At 68.1% G+C, this 22,943-nt stretch carries 24 protein-coding genes; 7 read left to right on the top strand and 17 right to left on the bottom strand.

Annotation, left to right across the window (positions count from 1 at the left end):
• Window positions 1-2 precede the first annotated feature (2 nt).
• The 5 genes from ahbB (AC1RDS_RS12025) to AC1RDS_RS12005 all read right to left on the bottom strand — a co-directional run bounded on the left by ahbB (AC1RDS_RS12025) (window position 3) and on the right by AC1RDS_RS12005 (window position 3,747).
• Complete coding sequence (ahbB, locus tag AC1RDS_RS12025) at window positions 3-485, bottom strand: siroheme decarboxylase subunit beta (protein ID WP_492227045.1); 483 nt, start codon at window positions 483-485, stop codon at window positions 3-5.
• Window positions 472-945, bottom strand: coding sequence for an Lrp/AsnC family transcriptional regulator (locus AC1RDS_RS12020; RefSeq protein WP_492227044.1), 474 nt, complete (start codon window positions 943-945; stop codon window positions 472-474). The genes ahbB (AC1RDS_RS12025) and AC1RDS_RS12020 overlap by 14 nt, the downstream gene beginning before the upstream one ends.
• Window positions 929-1,945 carry a siroheme decarboxylase subunit beta gene (gene ahbB, locus AC1RDS_RS12015; RefSeq protein WP_092697557.1) on the bottom strand — a complete coding sequence of 339 codons (1,017 nt, stop codon included), beginning with the start codon at window positions 1,943-1,945 and terminating at the stop codon, window positions 929-931. Before ahbB (AC1RDS_RS12015) ends, AC1RDS_RS12020 begins: the two co-directional genes overlap by 17 nt.
• 174 nt (window positions 1,946-2,119) lie before the next feature.
• Window positions 2,120-3,328 carry a cytochrome D1 domain-containing protein gene (locus AC1RDS_RS12010; RefSeq protein ID WP_287878553.1) on the bottom strand — a complete coding sequence of 403 codons (1,209 nt, stop codon included), beginning with the start codon at window positions 3,326-3,328 and terminating at the stop codon, window positions 2,120-2,122.
• Window positions 3,325-3,747 carry a c-type cytochrome gene (locus AC1RDS_RS12005; protein WP_092697532.1) on the bottom strand — a complete coding sequence of 141 codons (423 nt, stop codon included), beginning with the start codon at window positions 3,745-3,747 and terminating at the stop codon, window positions 3,325-3,327. Before AC1RDS_RS12005 ends, AC1RDS_RS12010 begins: the two co-directional genes overlap by 4 nt.
• Before the next feature lie 121 nt (window positions 3,748-3,868).
• On the opposite strand from AC1RDS_RS12005, the gene cobA reads away from it, so the two are divergent.
• Window positions 3,869-4,774: a uroporphyrinogen-III C-methyltransferase gene (gene cobA / locus AC1RDS_RS12000; RefSeq protein ID WP_092697558.1), complete on the top strand. Its 906-nt coding sequence runs from the start codon at window positions 3,869-3,871 to the stop codon at window positions 4,772-4,774.
• Here cobA and AC1RDS_RS11995 read toward each other — a convergent pair whose 3' ends face one another.
• The 7 genes from AC1RDS_RS11995 to AC1RDS_RS11965 are packed head-to-tail and all read right to left on the bottom strand — an operon-like array spanning window position 4,775 to window position 11,197.
• Window positions 4,775-6,607, bottom strand: a complete 1,833-nt coding sequence (locus AC1RDS_RS11995; RefSeq protein ID WP_092697533.1) for a lysoplasmalogenase family protein — start codon at window positions 6,605-6,607, stop codon at window positions 4,775-4,777. It abuts the gene before it with no gap.
• Between the two features lie 21 nt (window positions 6,608-6,628).
• The gene (locus AC1RDS_RS11990; protein ID WP_092697534.1) at window positions 6,629-7,798 is read right to left on the bottom strand and encodes a DSD1 family PLP-dependent enzyme; all 1,170 of its coding nucleotides are present in this window, start codon (window positions 7,796-7,798) and stop codon (window positions 6,629-6,631) included.
• A complete protein-coding gene (locus tag AC1RDS_RS11985; RefSeq protein WP_026436176.1) occupies window positions 7,782-8,420 on the bottom strand; it encodes a histidine phosphatase family protein in 639 nt (212 codons plus the stop codon). The genes AC1RDS_RS11990 and AC1RDS_RS11985 overlap by 17 nt, the downstream gene beginning before the upstream one ends.
• A 14-nt stretch (window positions 8,421-8,434) precedes the next feature.
• Entirely contained in the window at window positions 8,435-9,013 is a 579-nt protein-coding gene (locus AC1RDS_RS11980; RefSeq protein WP_026436175.1) for a DUF4136 domain-containing protein, read from the bottom strand.
• Window positions 9,014-9,055: 42 nt separating this feature from the next.
• Window positions 9,056-10,012 carry a tRNA 2-thiocytidine(32) synthetase TtcA gene (gene ttcA / locus AC1RDS_RS11975; RefSeq protein WP_026436174.1) on the bottom strand — a complete coding sequence of 319 codons (957 nt, stop codon included), beginning with the start codon at window positions 10,010-10,012 and terminating at the stop codon, window positions 9,056-9,058.
• A gap of 5 nt (window positions 10,013-10,017) precedes the next feature.
• Entirely contained in the window at window positions 10,018-10,389 is a 372-nt protein-coding gene (locus tag AC1RDS_RS11970; protein ID WP_026436173.1) for a dihydroneopterin aldolase, read from the bottom strand.
• A 22-nt stretch (window positions 10,390-10,411) separates the two neighbouring features.
• On the bottom strand, window positions 10,412-11,197 hold the full coding sequence (locus tag AC1RDS_RS11965) for an SDR family oxidoreductase (protein WP_026436172.1): 786 nt from the start codon (window positions 11,195-11,197) through the stop codon (window positions 10,412-10,414).
• Between the two features lie 10 nt (window positions 11,198-11,207).
• On the opposite strand from AC1RDS_RS11965, the gene AC1RDS_RS11960 reads away from it, so the two are divergent.
• The 3 genes from AC1RDS_RS11960 to trxC all read left to right on the top strand — a co-directional run bounded on the left by AC1RDS_RS11960 (window position 11,208) and on the right by trxC (window position 13,050).
• The gene (locus AC1RDS_RS11960) at window positions 11,208-12,326 is read left to right on the top strand and encodes a class I SAM-dependent methyltransferase (RefSeq protein WP_026436171.1); all 1,119 of its coding nucleotides are present in this window, start codon (window positions 11,208-11,210) and stop codon (window positions 12,324-12,326) included.
• A gap of 13 nt (window positions 12,327-12,339) precedes the next feature.
• Window positions 12,340-12,534: a DUF2905 domain-containing protein gene (locus AC1RDS_RS11955; protein ID WP_026436170.1), complete on the top strand. Its 195-nt coding sequence runs from the start codon at window positions 12,340-12,342 to the stop codon at window positions 12,532-12,534.
• A gap of 75 nt (window positions 12,535-12,609) precedes the next feature.
• Window positions 12,610-13,050 carry a thioredoxin TrxC gene (trxC, locus tag AC1RDS_RS11950; protein ID WP_026436169.1) on the top strand — a complete coding sequence of 147 codons (441 nt, stop codon included), beginning with the start codon at window positions 12,610-12,612 and terminating at the stop codon, window positions 13,048-13,050.
• Here the strand turns inward: trxC and AC1RDS_RS11945 are convergent, their stop codons facing one another.
• Window positions 13,051-14,307: a multifunctional CCA addition/repair protein gene (locus AC1RDS_RS11945; RefSeq protein WP_026436168.1), complete on the bottom strand. Its 1,257-nt coding sequence runs from the start codon at window positions 14,305-14,307 to the stop codon at window positions 13,051-13,053.
• 45 nt (window positions 14,308-14,352) lie between these two features.
• On the opposite strand from AC1RDS_RS11945, the gene AC1RDS_RS11940 reads away from it, so the two are divergent.
• Window positions 14,353-14,808 carry a hypothetical protein gene (locus AC1RDS_RS11940; RefSeq protein ID WP_026436167.1) on the top strand — a complete coding sequence of 152 codons (456 nt, stop codon included), beginning with the start codon at window positions 14,353-14,355 and terminating at the stop codon, window positions 14,806-14,808.
• An 8-nt stretch (window positions 14,809-14,816) separates the two neighbouring features.
• Here AC1RDS_RS11940 and AC1RDS_RS11935 read toward each other — a convergent pair whose 3' ends face one another.
• Together AC1RDS_RS11935 and AC1RDS_RS11930 are read right to left on the bottom strand one after the other, a co-directional pair.
• Window positions 14,817-15,500: a glutathione S-transferase family protein gene (locus AC1RDS_RS11935; protein ID WP_026436166.1), complete on the bottom strand. Its 684-nt coding sequence runs from the start codon at window positions 15,498-15,500 to the stop codon at window positions 14,817-14,819.
• A gap of 78 nt (window positions 15,501-15,578) precedes the next feature.
• A complete protein-coding gene (locus tag AC1RDS_RS11930) occupies window positions 15,579-16,151 on the bottom strand; it encodes a 5-formyltetrahydrofolate cyclo-ligase (protein WP_026436165.1) in 573 nt (190 codons plus the stop codon).
• A gap of 14 nt (window positions 16,152-16,165) precedes the next feature.
• On the opposite strand from AC1RDS_RS11930, the gene AC1RDS_RS11925 reads away from it, so the two are divergent.
• Window positions 16,166-18,151, top strand: coding sequence for a lytic transglycosylase domain-containing protein (locus AC1RDS_RS11925; protein ID WP_492227043.1), 1,986 nt, complete (start codon window positions 16,166-16,168; stop codon window positions 18,149-18,151).
• Window positions 18,152-18,965: 814 nt separating this feature from the next.
• Here the strand turns inward: AC1RDS_RS11925 and AC1RDS_RS11920 are convergent.
• Together AC1RDS_RS11920 and AC1RDS_RS11915 are read right to left on the bottom strand one after the other, a co-directional pair.
• On the bottom strand, window positions 18,966-19,892 hold the full coding sequence (locus tag AC1RDS_RS11920) for an MBL fold metallo-hydrolase (protein ID WP_492227042.1): 927 nt from the start codon (window positions 19,890-19,892) through the stop codon (window positions 18,966-18,968).
• Between the two features lie 60 nt (window positions 19,893-19,952).
• Entirely contained in the window at window positions 19,953-21,638 is a 1,686-nt protein-coding gene (locus AC1RDS_RS11915; protein WP_303838253.1) for an AMP-binding protein, read from the bottom strand.
• Window positions 21,639-21,859: 221 nt separating this feature from the next.
• Here AC1RDS_RS11915 and AC1RDS_RS11910 point away from each other — a divergent pair, with 221 nt between their 5' ends.
• Window positions 21,860-22,786, top strand: a complete 927-nt coding sequence (locus AC1RDS_RS11910; protein WP_492227041.1) for an esterase/lipase family protein — start codon at window positions 21,860-21,862, stop codon at window positions 22,784-22,786.
• Window positions 22,787-22,943 lie beyond the last annotated feature (157 nt).

Raw genomic sequence — 22,943 nt, 5'->3', positions numbered from 1 at the left:
GTTTAGCTTTCCTTGAGGCGCAATCCGGTCTTCTTCAGGATGGCGGTGGAGTAAAGAATGTCGTGGCCCGTGCAGGCCGAGCCCAGCAGCTCGCGTACTTGCAGGGCCTGCTGCTCGACTTCGGCACGCGTGCGGCCATGCAGCATGGCGAACAGGTTGTAGGGCCAGGCTGGCAGTCGGCGCGGTCGGCGGTAGCAGTGGCTCACGCCGGGCAGCTGGCCGATGCGCTCGCCTAAAGCGTCCACCAGCGCATCGTCCACGTTCCACACGCTCATGCCGTTGGCGGTGAAGCCCAGGCGGTAGTGGTTGGGAACGGCGCCAATGCGGCGCACGAGCCCGCTCTCCAGCATTTGCGCCAGGCGCTCGCGCACCTGCTGGCCCGACACGCCCAGGCGTTCGCCCACGGCGTCGTAGGGGCACGGCACCAGCGGCAGGCCGCCCTGGGTGGCGGCGATCAGGGCGCGGTCGAAATCATCCAGCGCCATGGGCTTCTCCGCTCGTGAGGGGGAGCTTGAGTTCGACGAAGAACTCGCGCTCCTTGGGGAAGGCCAGCACGGGCAAGCCGGTCTCGGCCTCGATGCGCTCAATGGCGGCCGCGCACTGCGCCGGCGTTTCGGTACCGAGCACGAACCACATGTTCAGTGCATGGTCGCGCCGGTAGTTGTGCGCGATCTCGGGGTGGGCGTTGACCTGGGCCGTGACGGCATCAATGCGCTCCTCGGGCACGGCCATGGCGGCGAGCACGAACAGGCCGCCCGCGCGTTCGATCTGGAACAGCGGGCCGAAGCGCGTGAGCATGCCGCTCTCCAGCAGTGCAGCAAGCCGCCCGATCACGTAGGCCTCGGTCCAGCCGAACTCGGCGGCCACGTCGGCAAACGGCCGCTCGGTCAGCGGCAGGTCGCCATGCAGGCGCTCCAGCAGGCGGGCGTCATCCGGCGAGAGCATCGAGCACCTCCGGGGCGGTGGCTGCGGGCAGGGCACGAAAGCGCCGCGGGCCGGTCTGCTTGAAGCGCCGGCACGAGAACAGCACCTCGTGCGGGTACGGCGCCAGGCCCACGTCGGCGATGGCGCGCGCGATCACTTCGTGCACTGCGGCACGGTCGCGGCCATGCACCATGCAGTACAGGTTGTAGGGCCAGCCCTCGGCGCGTTCGCGCCGGTAGGCCAGCGTCACGCCGGGCTCGCGTGCCAGTGCCTCGCCAAAGGCATCGACCTGCGCGTCGGGGAGGTTGAACACGGTCATGGCGTTGGCGTCGAAACCCAGTTCGTGGTGGCGCACGATGGCGCCGATGCGCCGCAGCGTGCCTTCGTCCAGCCACTGCTGCAACGTCTGCAGCACGGATTCGGGCGTGCGGCCCAGCGCCTGCGCCCAGGTGTCGTAGGGGCGCGCCGTGAGCGGCAGGCCGTCTTCGAGCAGGGCCGCCAGCGGGCGGTCGGCCTCGGCCACCGGCTGGGCCGCGCGTGCGGCCGCCATGGGGGCCGGGGCGGTGCGTTCACGCAGATCAAAGCCCAGGTCGATGCGGTAGGCGCGCAGCATGCGCAACTGCAGCGCGATCAATCCCGTGGTTTCTTCGAGCGATTGCATGGCCGCGCGCACGGCGGCGTCGTCCTGCCCGGTCATCACGAACCAGAGGTTGTAGTGGTGCTCGCGCTGGTAGTTGTGGTTCACGCCCGGGTGGCTGGAAACCACGGCGGCCACGGCATCGAGCCGCTCGGGCGGCACGGCCATGGCGGCCAGCAGCGCGGCACCACCGGCGTTGCCCGCGAACACGCCGCCAATGCGGCTCAGGGCCCCCTCGCCCTGCAGCCGGGCGTAGCCCGCCAGGACTTCATCGGGGGCCATGCCCAGGCTGGTGGCAATGTGCGCGAAGGGCTCGCGCACCAGCGGAAAATCGCGCTGCCAGGGGTTGAGCAGGGCCAGGCGCAGGTCAGTATTCAGAAGCATGCCGTCCATCCGCTGTGTTGCGCTTTGCCCGCCGGCCATGAAACTGGCGCGGCCCAGGCCAGCGGACGCCGCGCAAGGGCCGCCCCGCCGCGCTGGCGGCGTCCCCCTTCCCGCGTCGCGCAGCGAGGCGAGAGAAGGGGGAAGCGGCGCAGCCGCTCAGGGGGTTGGGCCATGTCAAAACCCCAGCCGCGCGGCGCGCGAGGTGAAGAAGATGCCGCTCGGTGAATCGATCGACAGGGTGGCCTGGGTAGCAAAGCTCTGTGTGTCGATCACGCTCACGCGGTGGTCGTCGCGCGAGCTGATCCAGACCGATTCGCCACGCGGCGTGAATTCCATGTGCAGCACGGCCTTGCCGGGCTCCAGGGTGCGCACGATGGACTGCGTGGTGGTGTCGATGACCTGCACGCGGTGGTAGTCGGGCACCGAGAAGTTGACCCACACCTGGCGGCCGTCGGGCCGGGCCATCACGAACACGGGCTGGCCTGCCACCGGGATGCGGCCCACCTCCTGCCAGGTGTCGGTGTCCACCACCAGCACCTCGTGGCGGCCGATGGCCGGCAGGTAGGCGCGGCGCCCGGCCACGGCCCAGCCGCGCAGGTGCGGCATCTTGTAGACCGGCAGCGGCTCCTGGCCCCGGCCGTAGCCGGCCAGGATGCGGCGCGCGCGGGGCTTCTCTTCCCACAGATCCACCATGGCCAGGCCGTCCTCGCCGAACAGGCCCGCGATGTAGTGGCGGCCATTGGGCGTGACCAGCGCATCGTAGGGCTGGCGGCCGATGTTCGGCAGCTGGGTCGTGACGGGGCGCGCCGGGTCGGACAGGTCGGTGATCCAGATCGCGTTGGCGTCGAACAGGCTGTAGGCAAAGCGCCGGCCCGGCAGATCGACCAGGCCGACCACGCGCGAGAGCTTGCCGTTCTCGTACGCGGCCGGAATGTCGGCCACCAGCTCCAGCGTGGCGGCGTTGAAGGCCTTGATGCCGCCGGGCGTGTAGTTCTGCGCCACCACCAGGCTGCCGTCGGCGCTGATGGCGCCGCCAATCGAGTTGCCCGCCTGCATCACCCGCGCCGTGATGCGCCGCGTCAGCAAGTCGACCTTGGTGAGCGCGCCGTCGCGCCCGAAAACATAGGCGTAGCGGCCGTCGCGCGAGAACACCACCGAGGCGTGCGAGAGGTCGCCCAGGCCGGTCACCTGGGCCAGCAGCGTGCGCTGGCTGGTGTCGACGATGGCCAGGGTGCCGGTGGCGCGCGCCACCACCACACCCAGGTCGCCCGTGCCGCGCAATGGCAGGTCGGCGGGGGCGCCGGAAGCCCCGGCAACGCTGGCGCAGCCGCTCAGCAGCAGCGGGGTGGTGCCCAGAAGGCTCAGGCAGTGGCGGCGATTCATGGACGGTCTTTCACAGATTCGGGGAACCCGGCGAACAGTTGCTGGGCAATCCACAGGGCATCGGCTTCGCTGAGCATGGCTTTCCAGGGCGCCATGGGCGTGCCGGGGCGGCCGTGGTAGATGGTCGCGACGATGGAGTCGAACGGCTTGTCGGCCAGGGCTTCGCGGGTGAGTGCGGGGCCCAGGCCACCGGTCAGGCGCAGGCCGTGGCACGAGCCGCAGTCCTGGCGCACCATGCGCACCAGCTCTTGCTGGCGTGGCGCGGTGGGTGGGACGGGTTGGGCATGGAGTCCGGCGGTACCGGCCAGCAAGGCCAGCCAGATACCGAGCCGGGGCAGGCCCCGCAGGGAGCTGCCGGCCTTGGGTGAGGTGCCCGCCTGTGCAAGGCGGTGCGACTGCGGCGCGTTCTTGTCGTGCATGGCCCAATATCGCTGGATTTGCCGCCATCGTCCTTGATGTTTATCAAGGACGGCAGACCCTGGCGTTTTGACAATCGAGCCATTGCCTTACAACCGTGCCCCGTTCCACATGGAAACCCCGATGGATACCGCCTGCCCCACTTCGCTGCCCTCCCACGACAGCACTCCCGCCGCCCTTTCGGGTGGTCCTTCCAACCGGCTGGCGTCTTCCGAGTGGGGGCGGGTGACCCTGGTGGGCGCCGGGCCCGGCGATGCCGAACTGCTCACGCTCAAGGCGGCCCGCGTGCTCGCCAGCGCCGACCTGGTGCTGTATGACCACCTCGTGTCCGATGACGTGCTGCAGCATGTGGCCCCCGGCGCCGAGCGGATCTACGTGGGCAAGCAAAGCCGCAACCACACCCTGCCGCAGGAGGGCATCATCGATCTGATGGTGCGGCTGGCGCAAAGCGGCCGGTCGCTCGTGCGGCTCAAGGGGGGTGACCCCTACATCTTCGGGCGCGGCGGCGAGGAGGCCCAGGCGCTGGCCGCTATGGGCATTGCCTGCGAGACCGTGCCCGGCATCAGCGCGGCCCAGGGTGCCGCAGCGGCCACGGGTATCCCCCTCACGCACCGCGACCATTCCGCCATGCTGGTGTTTGCCACGGGCCACCTGCAGGGCGAAGAGGGCGAGCGCACCGTTGCGCTCGACTGGGCTGCACTGGCGCGGCCCCGCCAGACCGTGGTGATCTACATGGGCGTGGGCACCCTGCCCACCATCTGTGCCCAGCTCATCGCCCATGGCTTGCCCGCCAGCACACCGGCGGCGATGGTCGAGCGTGCGACATTGCCCGGCCAGCGCAGCATCGTGGGCACGCTGCAAACACTGCCCGCGCTGAGTGTGGCCCACGGCGTGCATCCGCCTGCGCTGATCATGATTGGTGAAACGGTGGCGCTGCAGGCGCAAATCGGATCGCCCATCGGGGTGTTCACCGGCTTGCCGGGGTCCCCCGACGCTGCGCCCGCACCGGCACGGGCCTGCACCGCCTGATCAGCCTGCGCGGGTCGCCACGGCGCGGGGATGGTCGAGCGCCGCTGGGATTGCCGCTGCGCACTCGGGTGCGCCAGCCCCTGGGGTGGCGTCTGCCTGCAGGGGCGAGGGGTTCCGCAGCCAGCCCCAGACGATCAGCATCTGCGCGGCGTAGTAGGTGGACAGCACCCAGAACTGCGCCATGGGCAAGGCCTGCACAAAGCGGTGGGTGGCCAGCAGTGAATCGCTCAGCATGAAAAAGCAGGCGCCCGCCGCCACCTTGCGCGCCGCGCTGCTGCCCAGCACCTGGGCGCGCCCCAGGGCCTGCGCGGCCATCAGGGCGATCACCAGCACATAGGCCGCCACCGGGCCGCGCAATGCGGCGGGCAGGCCACCGGCCCATAAAAAGGCGTACATGGCGGCGCCCACGGCCAGCGTGCCTGCCATTGCGCCGCGGTGGGCAAACCACGGCACCCCCCGGCGGAACAGGGCGATATAGGCCAGGTGCGCGCCCAGAAAGCTCACCAGGCCGGGAATGAAAAATCCGTTCCGCATCAGGAACACATCACCGGCCAGAGACAGCACCAGCGCCAGCACCATCGTGGCCCAGGGTTTTGCATCGAATTGGCTTTTGTCGCCTATGGATAAAGCATTAAATGCTATTAATATAATAGCAATGACCATCGCCAGGGGTTTGAAAAACCAGTGCCACTCGGTCCAGCCCACGGCACTGGTGGCGGTGGCCAGGGCGCCCGCTTCGATCATCAGCGCCAACAGCATGCCGATGCGCCCCTGCACCACGGCGCCCAGGGCCCATTGCACGGCCAGCAGCGCCGCGAACCAGGCCAGGTTGTGCGCCAGCGGGGCGCTGTCGGCGTGCCACAGAAATACCGAAATACCCGCGAGCAACAGCGCAAACTGCACGCAGGCAAACCAGCGCGTGGCCGGCGCCATGGCCGGGTTGAAGCGCGGCATCTGCGCGATGTCGAAGGCCGGCTTGGGAAAGCGCTCGGCCACATCGGCCGGCCGCCAGCCTGGCGGCTTGAGCCACACCCTGAGCTTGTCGCCCCAGCGGCGCGCGTGCCAGCTGTCGTGCGCCAGCCCCGCATACACCTGGGCATTGGCCCACACCGGGTCCCAGCTATCGAGCCGGCCGCGCGTGCCGTATACACATTTTTCCTGCGCGTCCTCGTCCTTGAAGGTGCCAAACAGGCGGTCCCACAGGATGAGGATGCCGCCGTAGTTCTTGTCGAGGTAGGCGTCGTTGACGGCGTGGTGCACGCGGTGGTTGCTGGGGCTGCAGAACCAGCGGTCAAACCAGCCCAGGCGCCCCACCTGTTCGGTATGCACCCAGAACTGGTAGAGCAGGTCGATGAGCGCCACCACGCCAAACACCAGCGGCGGCACGCCGGCCAGCGCCATGGGCACGTAAAAGACCCAGCCCAGCAGCGCGCCCGAGCTGGTCTGGCGCAGCGCGGTGCCGAGGTTGTAGTCCTGGCTCTGGTGGTGCACGGCGTGCGCGGCCCACAGCACGGCCGATTCGTGCCCCATGCGGTGCAGCCAGTAATAGCAGAAATCGTAGAACACCAGCGCCAGCAGCCAGCCGGGCAGGCTGGTCCAGAATGCATCGTTGCGCCACAGCGCCACCTGCTCGAACAGCGCGGTGTAGATGCCGATGCGCAGCAGCCGGGTGAACACCGCGCTGGTCTGGCTCAGAGCCCCAAGGCTGATGCTGCTCACCGCGTCGGCCAGGTGGTAGGTGTTGCGCTGGCGCCGGATGCCGACGGCCAGCTCGATGGCGATCAGTGCCAAGAATACGGGCGTGGCGAGAACGATGATCTGGCTGGGGCTCATGCCGCCGGATTCTTGCCCCAATCAGGTCAAGGCGCCTCTGGCATCAACCCTGATGATGCGTTCCACCACGCCCGTGGCCAGCCCGCCGCGTACGCCGATCAAAAAATCATGCAGGTTCACCGTGGGGTCGCAGTGCCCCGGCACCAGCCACAGCATCTGGCCCAGCGCGGGCAGCCGGGCCTGGGGGCTGTCGGCATACAGCAGGCCGTGCTCGTCGCCGCCGTTGGCATAGCGCAGGGCGCGCCCGGGCGGCAGCAGGGCCACGGTGGGCAGACCCGAGTCGATGGCGTGGCTTTTGTGCCCCGCGTCGCACACGGCATGGCTGTCACACGCCGAGATGACCTGTGTTTTCACGAAAAGCGCCTGCTCGAATGCGGGCTGGGCCGGCTCGCGCTCGTTGCGCGCGTAGTCGGCGTCCATGAACAGGAACGAGCCCGCCTGCAGTTCGCCATACACGCCACTGGCCGCTTCGTGCACCAGTGTGCCGGTGCCCGAGCCGGTGACCAGCGGCACCGGCAGCCCGGCGGCGGTGAGGAGGTCGCGCGTGTGGCGCGCGGCCTGCACGGCCGCCGCGATGGCATCGCGCCGCTCGGCCGCGCCGTGCAGGTGCTGGGCGCGGCCGTGGTAGGCATGCAGGCCGGCGAAGCGCAGCTGCGTGAGCCGCGCCACGGCCTGGGCCAGCGCCAGGGCCGGCTCGCCCGGTGGTACGCCGCAGCGGCCCTGGCCGACGTCGATCTCGACCAGCACGTCGATGCGCGCCTGCGGCGCTGCCTGGGCCATGGCCTCGGCCAGCCGCTGGATGCCCTCGGCGCTGTCCACCGCCAGCGCCAGGCGCCCGCCCTGGGCCTGCAGGCGTGCGGCCAGCCGCGCCACGCGCAGCAGCTTGGGGTGGGCGATGACCTGGTTGGTGATGGTGATGTCGCGCACGCCGCCTGCGGCCAGCGCCTCGGCCTCGGCGGTCTTTTGCACGCAGGCGCCCACGGCACCGGCGCGCTGCAGCTGCAGGGCGATCTCGGCGCTCTTGTGCATCTTGGCGTGCGGGCGCCACAGCACGCGGTGCTTGCGGGCAAAGTCGGCCATGCGCGCGATGTTGCGCTCCATGGCGTCCAGGTCCACCACCAGCGCGGGCGTGTCGAGCTGGTTTACGCGCAGGCCGATGCGGGCCTCCAGCGTCTCAGGCAGTGGCTTCATCGCGGGCGGCGTGGTCGAGGTGCTGGGTGTCGGCCCAGCCGACCAGGCTCAGGCCCTGGGGCGTCCACAGCAGGCGGTTGATGGCGGCGTTGGCCAGCTGCCAGGTGCGGGGCGCCTGGATTTCCTGGCCGGTGGCCAGGCGGTACAGCACGTCGAGCACGCCGCCGTGCGCCACCAGCACCACCTGCTCGCCGGGGTGGCGTGCGGCCAGGCGGTGCACCGTGGCGTTGATGCGCTCGCGCAGCGCGGTCAGCGATTCGCCGCCTTCGGGCGCAAAGTGCGGGTCGCGCTTGCGCCAGCGCAAGGCCTGCTCGGGCAGCGCGGTCTCGATCTCGGCAAAGGTGCGCCCCTGCAGCGCGCCAAAGCTGCGTTCGCGCAGGGCGGTCTCGGGCGTGAGTGGCGCGCCCGTGGCATCTGCCACGGCCTGGGCCGTGGCCTGCGCACGCTGCAGATCGCTGGTGTAGATGGCGGCCAGGGGCTCGTCGGCCAGGGCCCGCGCCAGCTGCCGCGCCTGCCACAAGCCGGTGTCGTTGAGGGGGATGTCGAGATGCCCCTGGATGCGGGTGTCCACGTTCCAGGCGGTTTCGCCGTGGCGAACAGCAATGATGCGGGTGGCGTTCATGGGTGCAGAGCGCCTCAGCGCGGTATTTCCAGGACGATGCGGCGCGGCCCGGCGGGTGGGGTGGGAAAGCCGTTCAGGGCCGCGTCGAACATGGCGGCGAACACGGCCGGGTTGTCGCTCCACACGCCCTCGTGCACGGCACGGGTTTCATACACCACGGTGCCGCTGGCCGCCTCGCGCAGGACCAGGCCGACCTCGCGCCGGTACAGCGTGGGAGGTGGAAAGCGCATCGACAGGCCGCCATGAAAACCGCGGCCACCGCCCCAGCCGCCCCAGCCCCAGCCGGGGCCATCCCAGTAGTCCGGATAGGCCTGGAGGTTGGTGCGGGCATGGACCTGCACGCGCAGGAACGGGGCGGCGCTGTCCTGGCGCAGGCCCACCTTGGCCAACGCCAGCCGGGCCTGTTCTTCCACGGCGTCCTGCTGGGCGCCCTGGGCCTGCTGCGACGGCAGGCGCTCGAACTGGTAGGTGGGCCGCGCCGGCGCGCGGGCGAGCTGCGAGAACGACTGCACATCGCTGTCCACCAGGCGGCTGCTGGCGCAGCCGGTCAGCCACAGCGCCGCGCACAGCAGGGGCAAAGTGATCCATTTCATGGCAGCTCCTTGAAAAAAGCGCCGGCAGCGCTGCTCCGACCTTTACTGGATGCGCAGCACCTGCAAACCGGGCAGGGCCGATGGCGCGGGGAATTCCTCGGCGTCAAACGCCTTGTCGCCATTCTCGTCGGCCACGCCCGTGGCGCGTGCGCCCTTGAAATCGTACAGTGCGCCGTCGAGCAGGTGGCTGGGCACCACGTTCTGCAGCGCGTTGAACATGTTCTCCACGCGGCCGGGGAAGCGCTTTTCCCAATCGCGCAGCATCTCGCCCACCTGCTTGCGCTGCAGGTTCTCCTGGCTGCCGCACAGGTTGCACGGGATGATGGGGAAGTTGCGGTGCTGCGCCCAGCGTGCCGTGTCCTTCTCGGCCACGAAGGCCAGCGGGCGGATCACCACATGGCGGCCGTCGTCGCTGACCAGCTTCGGCGGCATGCTCTTCATCTTGCCGCCGAAGAACATGTTGAGCAGCAGCGTCTGCAGGATGTCGTCGCGGTGGTGGCCCAGGGCGATCTTGGTGCAGCCCAGTTCGTCGGCCACGCGGTACAGAATGCCCCGGCGCAGGCGGCTGCACAGGCTGCAGGTGGTCTTGCCCTCGGGGATCAGGCGCTTGACGATGCTGTAGGTGTCCTCGTTCTCGATGTGAAACGGCACGCCGGTGCTCTTCAGATAATCGGGCAGCACATGCTCGGGAAAGCCGGGCTGCTTCTGGTCGAGGTTGACGGCGACCAGGTCGAAATGGATGGGCGCGCGGGCCTTGAGCTTGAGCAGGATGTCGAGCAGCGCATAGCTGTCCTTGCCGCCCGACATGCAGACCATGACCTTGTCGCCCTCTTCGATCATGTTGTAGTGCACGATGGCCTTGCCCACTTCGCGGCACAGGCGTTTTTCGAGCTTGTGCGTTTCGCGCTCGATCTTGAAGTCGGCCGGCGCGCGGGCCGGTTCCGCCACCGCCGTTGCGGCTTCCTCGCCCGTCCAGGCGTTGCTGTCGATTGCATTCATTGCGTTCACCACTGTCCTGTTTCCATGCGGATCGCCACTTCGCAGTCGTCAAAAATTTCGAGCTTGGCGATTTTCACGCGCACGCCGCACACGCCGGGCAGCTGCATCAGCCGCTGGGCCAGCTTGCCGATCAGGCTCTCCAGCAGGTTCACATGCTCGGCCGTGCACTCGTCGATGATGATCTGGCGCACCTTGCGGTAGTCGAGCACATGCGCGATGTCGTCGTCGTGCGGCGCCAGCGGCTGCGCGCCCAGGCTCAGCTCGGCATCGACCTGGATGGGCTGGGGCGCGTTTTTCTCGTGCGCGAGGATGCCCAGGTTGGCATCGAAGCGCAGCCCGGTGAGGGTCAGGGTCTGGAGACCGGTGGCTTGGTTCATGGTATTGGGGCTGAGCATGCGCTCACATCAGGGAAAAGTCGCGCTCGAACTTCATCAGGTGCTGGCCACCGTCGACCAGCAGCGTGGTACCGGTGATCGACCGGTTTTCCAGCGCAAACCGCACGGTGGCGGCCACATCGTCGGCGGTGGACGAGCGGCCCAGCGGGCTCAGCGCGTGCAGACGGGCAAACTTCTCGTCGCTCAGCATGTGGCTGGTGAGCGTAAGGCCAGGCGCCACGCCCACCACCCGCACGCGCGGCGCCAGCGCCAGCGCCAGCATGGTGCCGGCGGCTTCGAGCGCGGCCTTGGAGAGCGTATAGCTCAGGAAATCGGGGTTCTGGTTCCAGAGCTTCTGGTCCAGCAGGTTGACCACGGCGCCGTGCGCGTCGGCCTCGCCCGCAGCGGCGCGGTCCTGCAGATGCCGGTGCAGGGCCTGGGCCAGCACGATGGGCGCGCCGGTGTTGCTGCGCAGGTGCTGCTCCAGCGCGGCAAAACCGAAGGTCTGGGCATCGTCGTGCTCGAACAGCGAGGCACTGTTGACCACTGCATCCACGCTGCCAAAGTGGTTGATCACCTGGGGCAGCAGGGCGCGCACCGCTGCCTCGTCAGAGAAATCCGCATCAAAATGGGCGCTGGTACCTGCCAGTTCTGCGCAAGCAGCTGCGGTATCGATAGCGTCCTGGGCCGACGCGCGGTAGTGCACCGCCACCTGCCAGCCGCCAGCCGCCAGCGCCAGCGCAATGCTGCGACCCAGGCGCCGGGCGGCGCCCGTCACCAGAACCGTGCGCGGTCGGGGAGAAATGGACATGTGGGGGACAATGCGGGCCGTGACAAAAACACCCGACAGTTTAACGACCGCCCTGCAAACCCACATCGCCCAGGCCATTGCCGCCGCGGGCGGCTGGATCGGGTTCGACCGCTTCATGGCGCTGGCCCTCTATACCCCCGGCCTGGGCTATTACGCCAACGATTCCACCAAATTCGGCGCCATGCCCGGGTCGGGCAGCGACTTCGTGACCGCGCCCGAGATGACGCCGCTGTTCGGCCAGACGCTGGCCGTGCAGGTGGGCGAGGCCCTGGCGCACACTGGCACCCACGAGGTCTGGGAGTTCGGCGCGGGTTCGGGCGCACTGGCGCTGCAGCTGCTCGACACGCTGGGCGACCAGGTGCAGCGCTACACCATCGTCGACCTGTCGGGCAGCCTGCGCGCGCGCCAGCAGGCCAAACTGGTGGCCCATGCGCACAAGCTGCGCTGGGTGGATGCGCTGCCCGAACAATTCAGCGGCGTGGTGGTGGGCAACGAGGTGCTCGACGCCATGCCCGTGCAATTGCTGGCCCGCCATGGCGGCCAAGAGGGTGGGCGGTGGCACGAGCGCGGCGTGGTGCTGGCCGAGGACGGCAGTTTTGCCTGGGCCGACCGCCCCACCGACCTGCGCCCGCCCATAGCCATCGAAGGCCCGCAGGACTACCTGACCGAGATTCACGCCCAGGGCGAAGCCTTCATCCGCACCCTGGCCGACCGGCTGGTGCGCGGCGCCATCTTCCTGCTGGACTATGGTTTTGGCGAGGGCGAGTACTACCACCCCCAGCGCCACATGGGCACCGTGATGTGCCACCAGGGCCATCTGGCCGACGGCGACCCGCTGGCGAAGGTGGGCCTGAAGGACATCACTGCCCATGTCAATTTCACCGCCATGGCGCTGGCGGCGCAGGAGGCGGGGCTCAACGTGCTGGGCTACACCACGCAGGCGCATTTCCTGATCAACTGCGGCTTGCTATCGAAAATGGAGCTTCTGCCGCAATCAGATCGTGCGCTGGCAGCCAAATTGATCATGGAGCACGAGATGGGCGAGCTGTTCAAGGTGCTGGCCCTGGGCGTGGGCGAGGCGTGGGAGCCCTTGGGGTTTGCGCAAGGCGACCGCTCGCACAGGCTATGAAGCAGGCCTCGCCATGATCCGCTGGCTGATTGTTGTCTTCCTGGCGCTGGTGTTCATCAACGGCCTCTCGCCCTGGCTGCAGCGCATGGGGCTGGGGCGGCTGCCGGGGGACTTTCGCTTCCGGCTGTTCGGGCGCGAATGGTTCATTCCGCTGGCCAGCACGGTGCTGCTGAGCTTTGTGCTGAGCCTGCTGGTGAAGTGGCTCTGATGGCTGAAGTCTGCGGGCTTGAATTTCGGGGGCCGTGGCCCGATGTCCCAAAGACACCGCCCTGAAAGCCCTGCCATGACCGAAGCCTTGCACATCGTCTGCCCCCACTGCCACACCACCAACCGTGTCCAGCAGGCCCAGCTGGCCAGCGCGCCCGATTGCGGCAGCTGCCACCAGCCGCTGTTCACGGGCGCGCCGCTGGCGCTGGACGCCGCCAGCTTTGCCAAGCATGTGCAGCGCAGCCATATCCCCGTGCTGGTCGATTTCTGGGCGCCCTGGTGCGGGCCGTGCCGCCAGATGGCGCCCGCGTTTGCCCAGGCCGCCCGCGAGCTGGAGCCCGGCGTGCGCCTGGCCAAGCTCGACACCGAGGCCTACCCGCAGGTGGCAGCGCCCTACAACATCCGCAGCATTCCGACCATGGTGCTGTTCCAGGGCGGGCGCGAGCTGGCGCGCATTTCGGGCGCGCTGGGCGCGGCCGACATCGTGCGCTGGGTGCGCTCGGTGCAGGCTTCCTGATCAGGCGCCGGGCGCCGGCACCAGCCCTGGCCAGGCCGCCACGGCCTGCACCCGTGCAGCGTGGATCATGTCACCCACTTTTTGCCCTGTAATGCCCAATTCTGCAGCGCGGGCAGCTACCCCGCTGGTAGCGACCGATTGCACCGCAAGCAGCGCCTCGCGCAGCCGCTGGCGCTGCGGGTAGGGCGCTTCTTCAAACCCCAGACGCCCGCGCGCATCGCATTCGCAGGCCCGCAGGATCTCGTCAAAGCGGGCCGGCTTGCGGATGCCGTCGCAGCGCTCGATCAGGCGCACCAGGGCGGCCGCGCCCAGGTCGCCGCTGCGGTGGATGTTGCCGTGCTCGCGCGCCACCACGTCGGCCGTTTCACGGCATTCGGTGGGCACGCGCAGGCGCTCGCACAGGCCTTTGAGGAGCTTGGCGCCGCGCTGCTCGTGGCCGATGTGGCGCGGCAGCATGTCGGCTGGCGTCGTCCCCTTGCCCAGGTCGTGCACCAGGCAGGCAAAGCGCACGGTGAGCGGCGCCTGCAGGTGCGCCGCCATGTCCAGCACCATCATCAGGTGCACGCCGGTGTCCACCTCGGGGTGGTATTCGGCCCGCTGGGGCACGCCCCACAGGCGGTCCACCTCGGGCAGCACCACGGCCAGGGCGCCGCAGGCGCGCAGCACCTCGAACATGCGCGAAGGCCGTGCTTCCATCAGCCCGCGCGCGAGCTCCTGCCACACGCGCTCGGCCACCAGGTGGTCGGCCTCGCCGTGCGCCACCATGGAGCGCATCAATTCCATGGTCTCGGGTGCCACCGAAAAATCGGTAAAGCGCGCCGCAAACCGCGCCACGCGCAGGATGCGCACCGGGTCGTCGTGGAAGGCGTCGGTCACATGGCGCAGCACGCGCTGTTCCAGGTCGCGGGCACCCCCATAGGGGTCAAACAGAGCCTCAGCGCTCGGTCCACCTGCGCTGCTCGCGATCGCATTGATGGTGAGGTCGCGGCGCGAGAGGTCTTCCTCCAGCGTCACATCGGGCGAGCTTTGCACCACGAAGCCGCGGTAGCCGCGCCCGCTCTTGCGCTCGGTGCGCGCCAGCGCGTATTCCTCGCGCGTCTCGGGGTGCAGGAAGACGGGGAAGTCGCGCCCCACGGGCAGATAGCCCAGGTCGATCATCTGCTGGGGTGTGGCGCCCACCACCACCCAGTCGTGGTCGTTCACGGGACGGCCCAGCAGCTTGTCGCGGACGGCGCCGCCCACCATGTAGATTTGCATCGGCGTAGTTTAGGACCTGCCCCCGGCCGTATATTCCAGCCCACCATGCCCCTGTCGTCCGACCTCACCATTGCCCAACTCAACCCCGACGGCAGCGTGCCCGTGCCCACGGCGCCCGATGCCGCCGCCAACGCGGCCGCCGCCGCCCTGCAGCGCGAGGCGCAGTTCGACGCCCTCCAGGCCAAGGTGGACGACCTGCAGGAGATCCTGGCCAAGCCGCTCAATGAAATCCTGGCCGACCGCGACAGGTTCAAGGAGGCTGCCGCCGCCTGGGATGCCTTCGGTGCCATGTGGATGCTGTCGCAGCGCGCCATGAAGCGCGTGGCGCTGGACCTGGCCGCGCAGCAGGGCGTGAGCGATGAGGAAGTGGTGGCCCGCGCACTGGCCTATGCCAACGCGGTGCTCAACGCGGAAGAGGAAGACCTGGGCGGCACGATTGCCGGGGCGCAGATGGCGCACATCGTGCGGCACAAGCCGTTTTTGCGCAAGCAGTTCCGGTAACGGGCCCGTCAGCGCCGCAACCGGTAGGGTTCTTCAAAATCCAGAAAGTCCTTCTCGGCCAGGGCCTCGTCGATCCAGGCCTTCACGCTGGGCAGCGCGCGCACGCGGTCCACATAGGCGGCGATGTGGGGCGGCACTGGCAGGGCGTAGGTGTGCAGGCGCATGCACACCGGGGCAAAGTAGGCGTCGGCGATGGTGAACTGGCCGAACAGCATCGGCCCGCCATATTGCGCAAGCAGACCGGTCCACATCTCGACCAGGCGCTGCACGTCGGCGCGCACGGCCGCCTTGTCGCGCCAGAGCAGGGCGCCGGTGTCGGGCAACTGGGCCTCGATGTTCATGGGGCAGGCGCCGCGCAGGGCGGTGAAGCCGCTGTGCATCTCGGCGCAGACGCTGCGGGCGCGGGCGCGGGCCGCCTTGTCCTGGGGCCAGAGCTGCTTTTCGGGGTAGGTTTCGGCCAGGTACTCGGCAATGGCCAGCGTGTCCCACACCACCAGATCGCCATCGACCAGCACCGGCACCTTGCCGGTGGGGCTGACGGTGCCGACGGTGCGCTTGAACTCCGAGCCGGCCTCGAAGCTGTCGAAGCGCACGCGCACTTCCTCGAACACAATGCCCGCCTGGCGCAGCAGCACCCAGGGGCGCATGGACCAGGACGAGTAGTTCTTGTTGCCGATGTAGAGCTGGATCATGGTGCACCTTTCTTTTGAAACTGAAGCGCGGTCACCTGTCAGAAGGCCGCAGAGCAGGCCACATCAGGGATGTGTTCCTCATACCGGCCAGACCACGCCGTTGTCGTTCAGGATGGCATCGAGCGGCAGGTCGAACGCGTCGGGCTCGAAGTCGTCGAGGTAGCCGTGGGTGAAGCCCAGGCCCACGGTGAATGGCCTGGGTTGCAGCGTGGCCAGGGTGCGGTCGTAAAAGCCGCCGCCATAGCCCAGCCGGTAGCCGCCCGGCGCATAACCCACGCAGGGCACGAACAGCAGCGTGGGCACGATCATCTCGGTGTCCTTGGGCTTGGGAATGCCGTAGGCGTCTTCTTCCATGGGGCAGCCGGGGTGCCAGGCGTGGAAGGTGAGCGTCTTGTGCTGCTTGTTCACCACCGGCAGGCCGATGCGCCGGCGCAGGGGCTCGTCCAGCAGCTCGCCGTCTTCCTTCCAGCGGTGCAGGGCGGGCAGGGGGTCGAACTCGCCCTTGATGGGCCAGTAGGCGCCGATCACGGTGTCGGGCCGGTTCACCAGCCAGATGCGCATGACTTGCTGCAACAGGTCGGATCGCTGTAGGCGATCGGGCAAATTGAGGCGTTCTTGTATCAATGCGCGCCGAAGGGCTGCTTTGTCCATCAGATAATTCCCCCATGCATTTACTCAGAGCCATTCTGACACCCCTTGTGGCCGCTGCCGTGCTGGCCATTGCTGCGCCCCTGGTCCAGGCGCAAAACCGTGGCGACGACACCCTGCTGGAGATGCAGCAGGCCTTCCGCAAGGGCGACCGCAGGAAGCTCGAACAGCTGCTGCCCGCCGCGCGCGGCCATGCGCTGGAACCCTGGGCCGCTTATTGGACGCTGAAGGCGCGTCTGGAAGAGGCCGCGCCGCAGGAGGTGCAGGCCTTTTTGCAGCGCTATGCCGGCAGCTACCAGGAAGACCGCCTGCGCAATGACTGGCTGTTGCTGCTGGGCCAGCGGCGCGACTGGTCGCAGTTTGCCGAGCACCATCCGCAGTACCGCATGTCGGACGACCGCGAGGTGCGCTGCTACGCCCTGCTGATCGACCAGATCAAGGGCACGGCACCCACCAGTGCTGCCGACGATGTGCGCCGCACCTGGTATGCGCTGCGCGATGCGGACGACGGCTGCACCCACGCGGCCAGCGAGTTTTACAGCGACAAGAAGCTCAGTGCGCTGGATGTGTGGCGCAAGGCGCGCCTGGGCATAGAGGCCAACCGCATGCGCGTGGTGCGCAATGCCGTGGAAATTGTCGCGCCCGATGCCCTGCCCCAGCTGCGCGATGTGTTCGACTCGCCCACCAAATACCTGCTCGGCCGCACCACCGTGCGCGGCAAGATGCACCAGGAGCTGGTGGTGCTGGCCCTGGTCAAGCTGGCCACCGGCGACCCGCAGGCCGCCGCCAACCTGCTGGACGCCAAATGGGGCGTGCAGCTGTCGGCCGAAGAGCGCAACTGGGTCTGGGGCGTGATCGGCAAGCAGGCCGCGCAAAAGCTCTCGCCCGATGCCATGGGGTATTTCGCCAACGTGACCCGCGACAGCGACCTGAACGACGACACCCTGGGCTGGAAGGCGCGCGCCGCCTTGCGTGCCGGCCAATGGAAGGTGGTGCGCAAGACCATCGACGCCATGGGCGACGATACCCGCCAGGAAAGTACCTGGGTGTACTGGAAAGCCCGCGCCTTGCTGGCCGCCAGGCCCAGCGAAGGCGAGCGCGCTGAAGCACGGCAATTGCTGGAGGGCATTGCCGGCACCCGCGGTTTTTATGAGCAGCTGGCCCTGGAAGAGCTGGGCCAGCGCATTGCCACGCCGCCCGCACCGGCACCGCTCACCGCCGAGGAAAAAGCGGCTGCGCGCGCCAACCCGGGGCTCAACCGGGGCCTTTACGCCATCTTGCTGGGCCTGCGCAGCGAAGGCGTGCGCGAGTGGAACTACACCACCAACCTGCACACCCCCGGCGGCATGGCCGACCGCGAACTGCTGGCCGCAGCCGATTTTGCCTGCCAGCGCGAGGTGTGGGACCGCTGCATCAACACCAGCGAGCGCACCAAGGCCGTGACCGATGCGGCACAGCGCTTTCCCACGCCGTTTCGCAACACCGTGGTGGAGCGCGCGCAGGGCATCGGGCTCGACCCTGCCTATGTCTACGGCCTGATCCGCCAGGAAAGCCGCTTTGTGATGGATGCCCGCTCGGGCGTGGGCGCCTCGGGCCTGATGCAGGTGATGCCCGCCACCGCGCGCTGGACGGCCCGCAAGATCGGGCTGGCCGGTTTCACGCCCGACCAGATCACCGACCGCGACACCAACATCACCATCGGCACGGCCTACCTCAAGCTGGCGCTCGACGATTTCGCGGGTTCCATGCCCATGGCTGCGGCCGCCTACAACGCCGGCCCCGGCCGCCCGCGCAGCTGGCGCAACGGCCCGGTGCTCGATGCCGCCATCTGGGCCGAAAACGTGCCTTTTGCCGAGACGCGCGATTACGTCAAGAAGGTGCTGGCCAACACCACCAACTACGCGGCCTTGCTGACGGGGCAGCCGCAGTCGCTCAAGAGCCGGCTGGGCACGGTGGGGCCGCGGGAGAGTGCGGAGCCGGAGGCGAACAAGGAGCTTCCTTGAGGTCTTTTTAGGCGCTGGTGCTTGTTTATCAGGCGCTGGTTGCTATTGTTTTGATGGTTTGTAGTGTGCCTTGGTTGAGGGCGGAGGCCGGGTTTCGGCCCGGCGGCCGCCTCACTTTCTTTTGCTTCGCCAAAAGAAAGTAAGCAAAGAAAAGGCGACCCACAGTCTGCGACCCCTTCGCGTTGCTACGGGGCAAACCTGCATCGGGGCGGTTGCGGGGTGCGCCGTGGAACTCGCTTTGCGCTGCGCGCGCCGCTCGGACAGCCACGGCGAGTCAGTTGACGAGGCATGCGCGCTGCGACGCGCATGCTCACCCCGCAACCGCCCCGCCGCAGGCGCAGCCAGATGGGGTGGGAAAAGAACATCCAGACATCCATTCGGGCCATCGCTGCGCTCGGCCTCCTCTCGCGGACGCAAGCGCCACGCGCTGTGCTGCCTGGGCCGAGCGCAGCGATGGCCCGAAGGGATGTTTGCTCCGGTTCCCTTCAGGCTGCGCCGAGGAGCGCAGCGGCCAGCGGATCAGGGTTCGCGATTGTCTGAGCGCAGCGAGTTCGAGCGAGACTCCGCTGAACGCGAGCACCGCAGGTTGCCCGCAGCGAAGCGCAGGGACGCAGCCTGTAGGGTCGCCTTTTCTTTGGTGGCTTTCTTTTGGCGAAGCAAAAGAAAGCCACTGCGCTGCCGGGCGCACACCCCGGCCCCCGCCCCATGCAAAGGCACAGCGACAGCTATCAAAAAAATAGCTATCAACGCCTGATACATCAGCGCCGAAGCTAAAAATTCAGACCAGCAGGCAGACCAACCGAACCCACCATCCTCAAAGATTCACCAACCACTCCCCCTCCCGCCGCGCTGCCCCCGACCGCACCAGCTCGTCCATCAACCCCTCCAGCCACTCGCCTCGGCCGCGATCATTGAAATGCCGCTGGTGCATGGCGCCGAAGTAGGGCGTGGCGTCCGTCCAGGCGCGCAGTTCGGACACGGGGATGCGCTGCCACTCCAGCAGCTTGTATTTCAGCAGTACCTTGGCGGCATAGAGCGCGTGCTTGCCAGGGTTGCCGGCAAAGCCGTCAAGCCGCTTGCGCGCCACGGCGAGTGCGCGGGGCGCGTCGGCAAACACCGGTCCATGGCCCGGAATCACGGTGCGCGGCGCCAGGCGCTCGATGAGGTCCAGCGTGGCGGCCACGTCGGCAAAGGCGCTGTCGCCCTCCAGCTCGGGAAACACCACGCCAAAACCGTTTTCCCACAGCGCGTCGGCCGAGATCAGGATGCTGTCTTGCGGCTCGAACAGCACCACCGAATGCGTATCGTGCCCCGGCGCGGCGTGCACCTGCCAGGGTTTGTCGCCCAGCAGCGTGGTGGTGCCGGGGGCCAGCAGGCTGTCGTAGCGAAAGGGCGGGCATTCCTGGCCGGTGGGGGTGTAGCTCAGCGCGTAGGCGTCCCAGTCGCGCACATGGGCGGCCTGGCCGGGCGGAATGGATGTCTCCACCCCCGGCCAGGCCTGCTGCAGCGCGGCGTTGCCGCCGCAGTGGTCGCTGTGCAGGTGGGTGTTGAGGATGCGGTCGAGCGCACGGTTGCCCAGCGCGCCCTGCACCAGCGCCACCGTCTGGTCGGCGTGGCTGCAGTAGCCGGTGTCCACCAGTGCGGTGTCGCGCTGACCGATGAACAGAATGTTGTTGGCAGAGAGCCAGCCGCGCTCGAATACCGTTATTTCGGCTGGTAGCGCAGGTGGGGTAAGCGTCATAAGCTATGCAAAATCAAGTAATTAGGTGGGTGCGACCGGGGCCCGCGGCCGCCCCGCCGCTCAGGAGGTGGTCCTCAGCTCCCGCCGCAATATCTTGCCCACATTGCTTTTGGGCAGCTCGTCGCGGAACTCGATGTACTTGGGGCGTTTGTACCCGGTCAGGTTGGCGTGGCAGAAACTGGCCACCTGGTCCTCGGTCAAGGCGGGGTCGTTCTTGACCACGAAGATCTTGATGGATTCGCCCTGCATGGCGTCGGGAATGCCGATGGCCGCGCATTCCACCACACCGGGGCACAGGCTGATGACCTGTTCGAGCTCGTTCGGAAACACGTTGAAGCCACTCACCAGGATCATGTCCTTCTTGCGGTCGATGATGCGCGTGTAGCCCTGCGCGTCCATGGTGCCGATATCGCCCGTGCGCATGAAGCCGTCGGCCGTGAAGGCCAGGGCGTTCTCTTCCGGCTGGTTGTAGTAGCCCGCCATCACGTTGGGGCCGCGGATGCAGATTTCGCCCGAGGCGCCCTGGGGCAGGCTGTTGCCCGCGTCGTCCTTGATGGCGATGTCGATGCCGGGCAGGGGCAGGCCGATGGTGCCGCTGAACGCGGTGTTGGTCACGGGGTTGTTGGTGCCGATGGCGCAGGTCTCGCTCATGCCCCAGCCTTCGATCATGGTGCTGCCGGTGACCTTCTGCCACTGCTTGGCCGTGCCTTCACTCGCGGCCATGCCGCCGGCCTGCGAAACGCACAGGTGCGAAAAGTCGACCGACTTGAACTGCGGGTTCTGCAGCAGTGCGTTGAACAGCGTGTTCACGGCGGGCAGCATGTGGAAGGGGCGCTTCTTGAGCACCTCGACAAATTTGGGAATGTCGCGCGGATTGGGGATCAGCGTGAGGCTGGAGCCCTGGCGGATGGCCAGCAGGCACAGCGTGAGCGCGAAGATGTGGTACAGCGGCAGCGCGGCAATGCTGTTGGCGCGGCTGACGTCGCCCACCTTGGCGAGCGCCGGTGTGAACCAGGCCTCGGCCTGCAGCGTGGCGGCCACGATATTGCGGTGGGTCAGCACCGCGCCCTTGGACAGGCCCGTGGTGCCGCCCGTGTACTGCAAGAAAGCGATCGAATCGAGCGTGGCCTGGCTGGGCGCCAGGGTGCGGCGCTCGCCCAGCGCCAGTGCTTTCTTGAAGCGGACGACCTTGCGGCCCTGGGACAGGGGCAGTTCGTAGGCGGGCACCATCTTGGCGAGATGGCGCACGGCAAAGGTGATCCAGGGGCCATAGACCGCGCCCAGCAGGTCGCCCATGGATGCCATCACCACATGCTGCACGGCGGTGTGCTCGACGATTTCGCTCAGGGTGTGGGCGAAGTTCTCCAGGATCACAATGGCCGTGGCGCCCGAATCCTGGAGCTGGTGCTCCAGCTCGCGGGCGGTGTAGAGCGGGTTCACGTTGACGCAGGTGTAGCCGGCGCGCAGCACGGCGGCCATGGTCACGCCAAACTGCGGCACGTTGGGCAGCATGATGGCCACGCGCGCGCCAGACTCCAGCCCCAGGCCCTGCAGGTAGGCCCCGAGGGCCGCCGACAGGCGATCGAGTTCGCCATAGGACATCCACTGGTCCATGCAGACCGAAAAAGGGCTCGATGCGTGCTTGCGAAAGGATTCTTCCAGCAGGTGCGCCACAGAGCGGTATTGCTCTGGCTGCACATCGTGGGGAACCCCGGGAGGGTAGCTTTTGAGCCAGATCTTTTCCATGCGGTGTCCTCGGGTGCTCCAGTGGGGGAAGGCCCAGATTGTGGGAGCGGGGCAGGGGGCCGGCTACCGGGCTTGTCCTAGGGTGCGTGCCAGCTCCGTCCCGCTGGCGACAGGGCCGTGGCATCGGCGCTGCGGTGGCGGACGGTGTGGGCCGCATCCAGTGCAAGTCCTCCCGGGGGCAGGCCGCACAATGGTGCTCCTTCCTTGCAACACCCGAATCCATGAACGCACGCTGGCAGCAAGCCGTGGTCCTCGTCAACACCCTGGCCACGATCGCCTGGTTGGCATGGCAGTGGCCCCGTTCGCCGCTGACCGCGCTGGCGGGCGTCGCCGCCGCGCTGGCCTTGTTCGGGCTGGTGCTGGGGTTGCAGTTCGCGACCATGCTGCGCGTGAACCGCTCGGACCCCGCGCCACGGCCGCCAGGGTGGCAACTGGTCACGGCCTGGTGGGCCGAGGCGCGCCTGGCGCTGGCGGTGTTTGGCTGGCGCCAGCCCTTTCGCCACAGCGCCATTCCCGACTGGCTTCCGCCCCTGGCGCCCAACCAGCGGGCCACGCGCCGGGGCGTGGTGCTGGTGCACGGTTTTCTGTGCAACCGGGGTTTCTGGCTGCCGTGGATGGCGGCGCTGCGCGAGCGCGGCCATGCCTTTGTGGCGGTGACGCTGGAGCCGGCTTTTGGCTCGATCGACGATTACGCGGCCACCATCGACGCCGCCGTGCAACGCATGCAAGAGGCCACCGGCCTGGCACCGGTGGTGGTGGGGCACAGCATGGGCGGGCTGGCGGCCCGCGCCTGGCTGCGCTCACTGGCGGCAGACAGCGCCACCGCGCGCGTGCACCGGGTCATCACGCTGGGCACACCGCATGGTGGCGCCTGGGCGGGGCGTTTCAGCCGTTCGGTCAACGGCCAGCAGATGGCGTTGGGCGGTGCATGGGTGCAGCAGCTGCAGCAGGGCGAGCCGGCTGCCCGTGCAGCCTTGTTCACCTGCTGGTATTCGAACTGCGACAACATCGTTTTTCCGGCGGGTACGGCCATGTTGGCGGGGGCGGACAACCGGTTGGTGCAGGGGGTGGCGCATATGCAGATGGCGTTTCACCCTTTGGTCATGCGGGCTTGCCTGGAGGAGATGGGGCGGGGTGATTTGGGGTAATTTGCGGCTCTGAAGCTTGTTTATAAATCGCTGACGGCTATTGTTTTAGTAGTTGATGTTGTGCTTTTTCTGGGGGCGGGGGCCGGGTCTCGCCCCGGCGGGCGCCTCACTTTCTTTTGCTTCGCCAAAAGAAAGTAAGCAAAGAAAAGGCGACCCT

The organism is Acidovorax sp. GW823-FHT02H02 (assembly GCF_058797075.1).
This window is presented reverse-complemented; position numbering and strand designations above follow the sequence as displayed.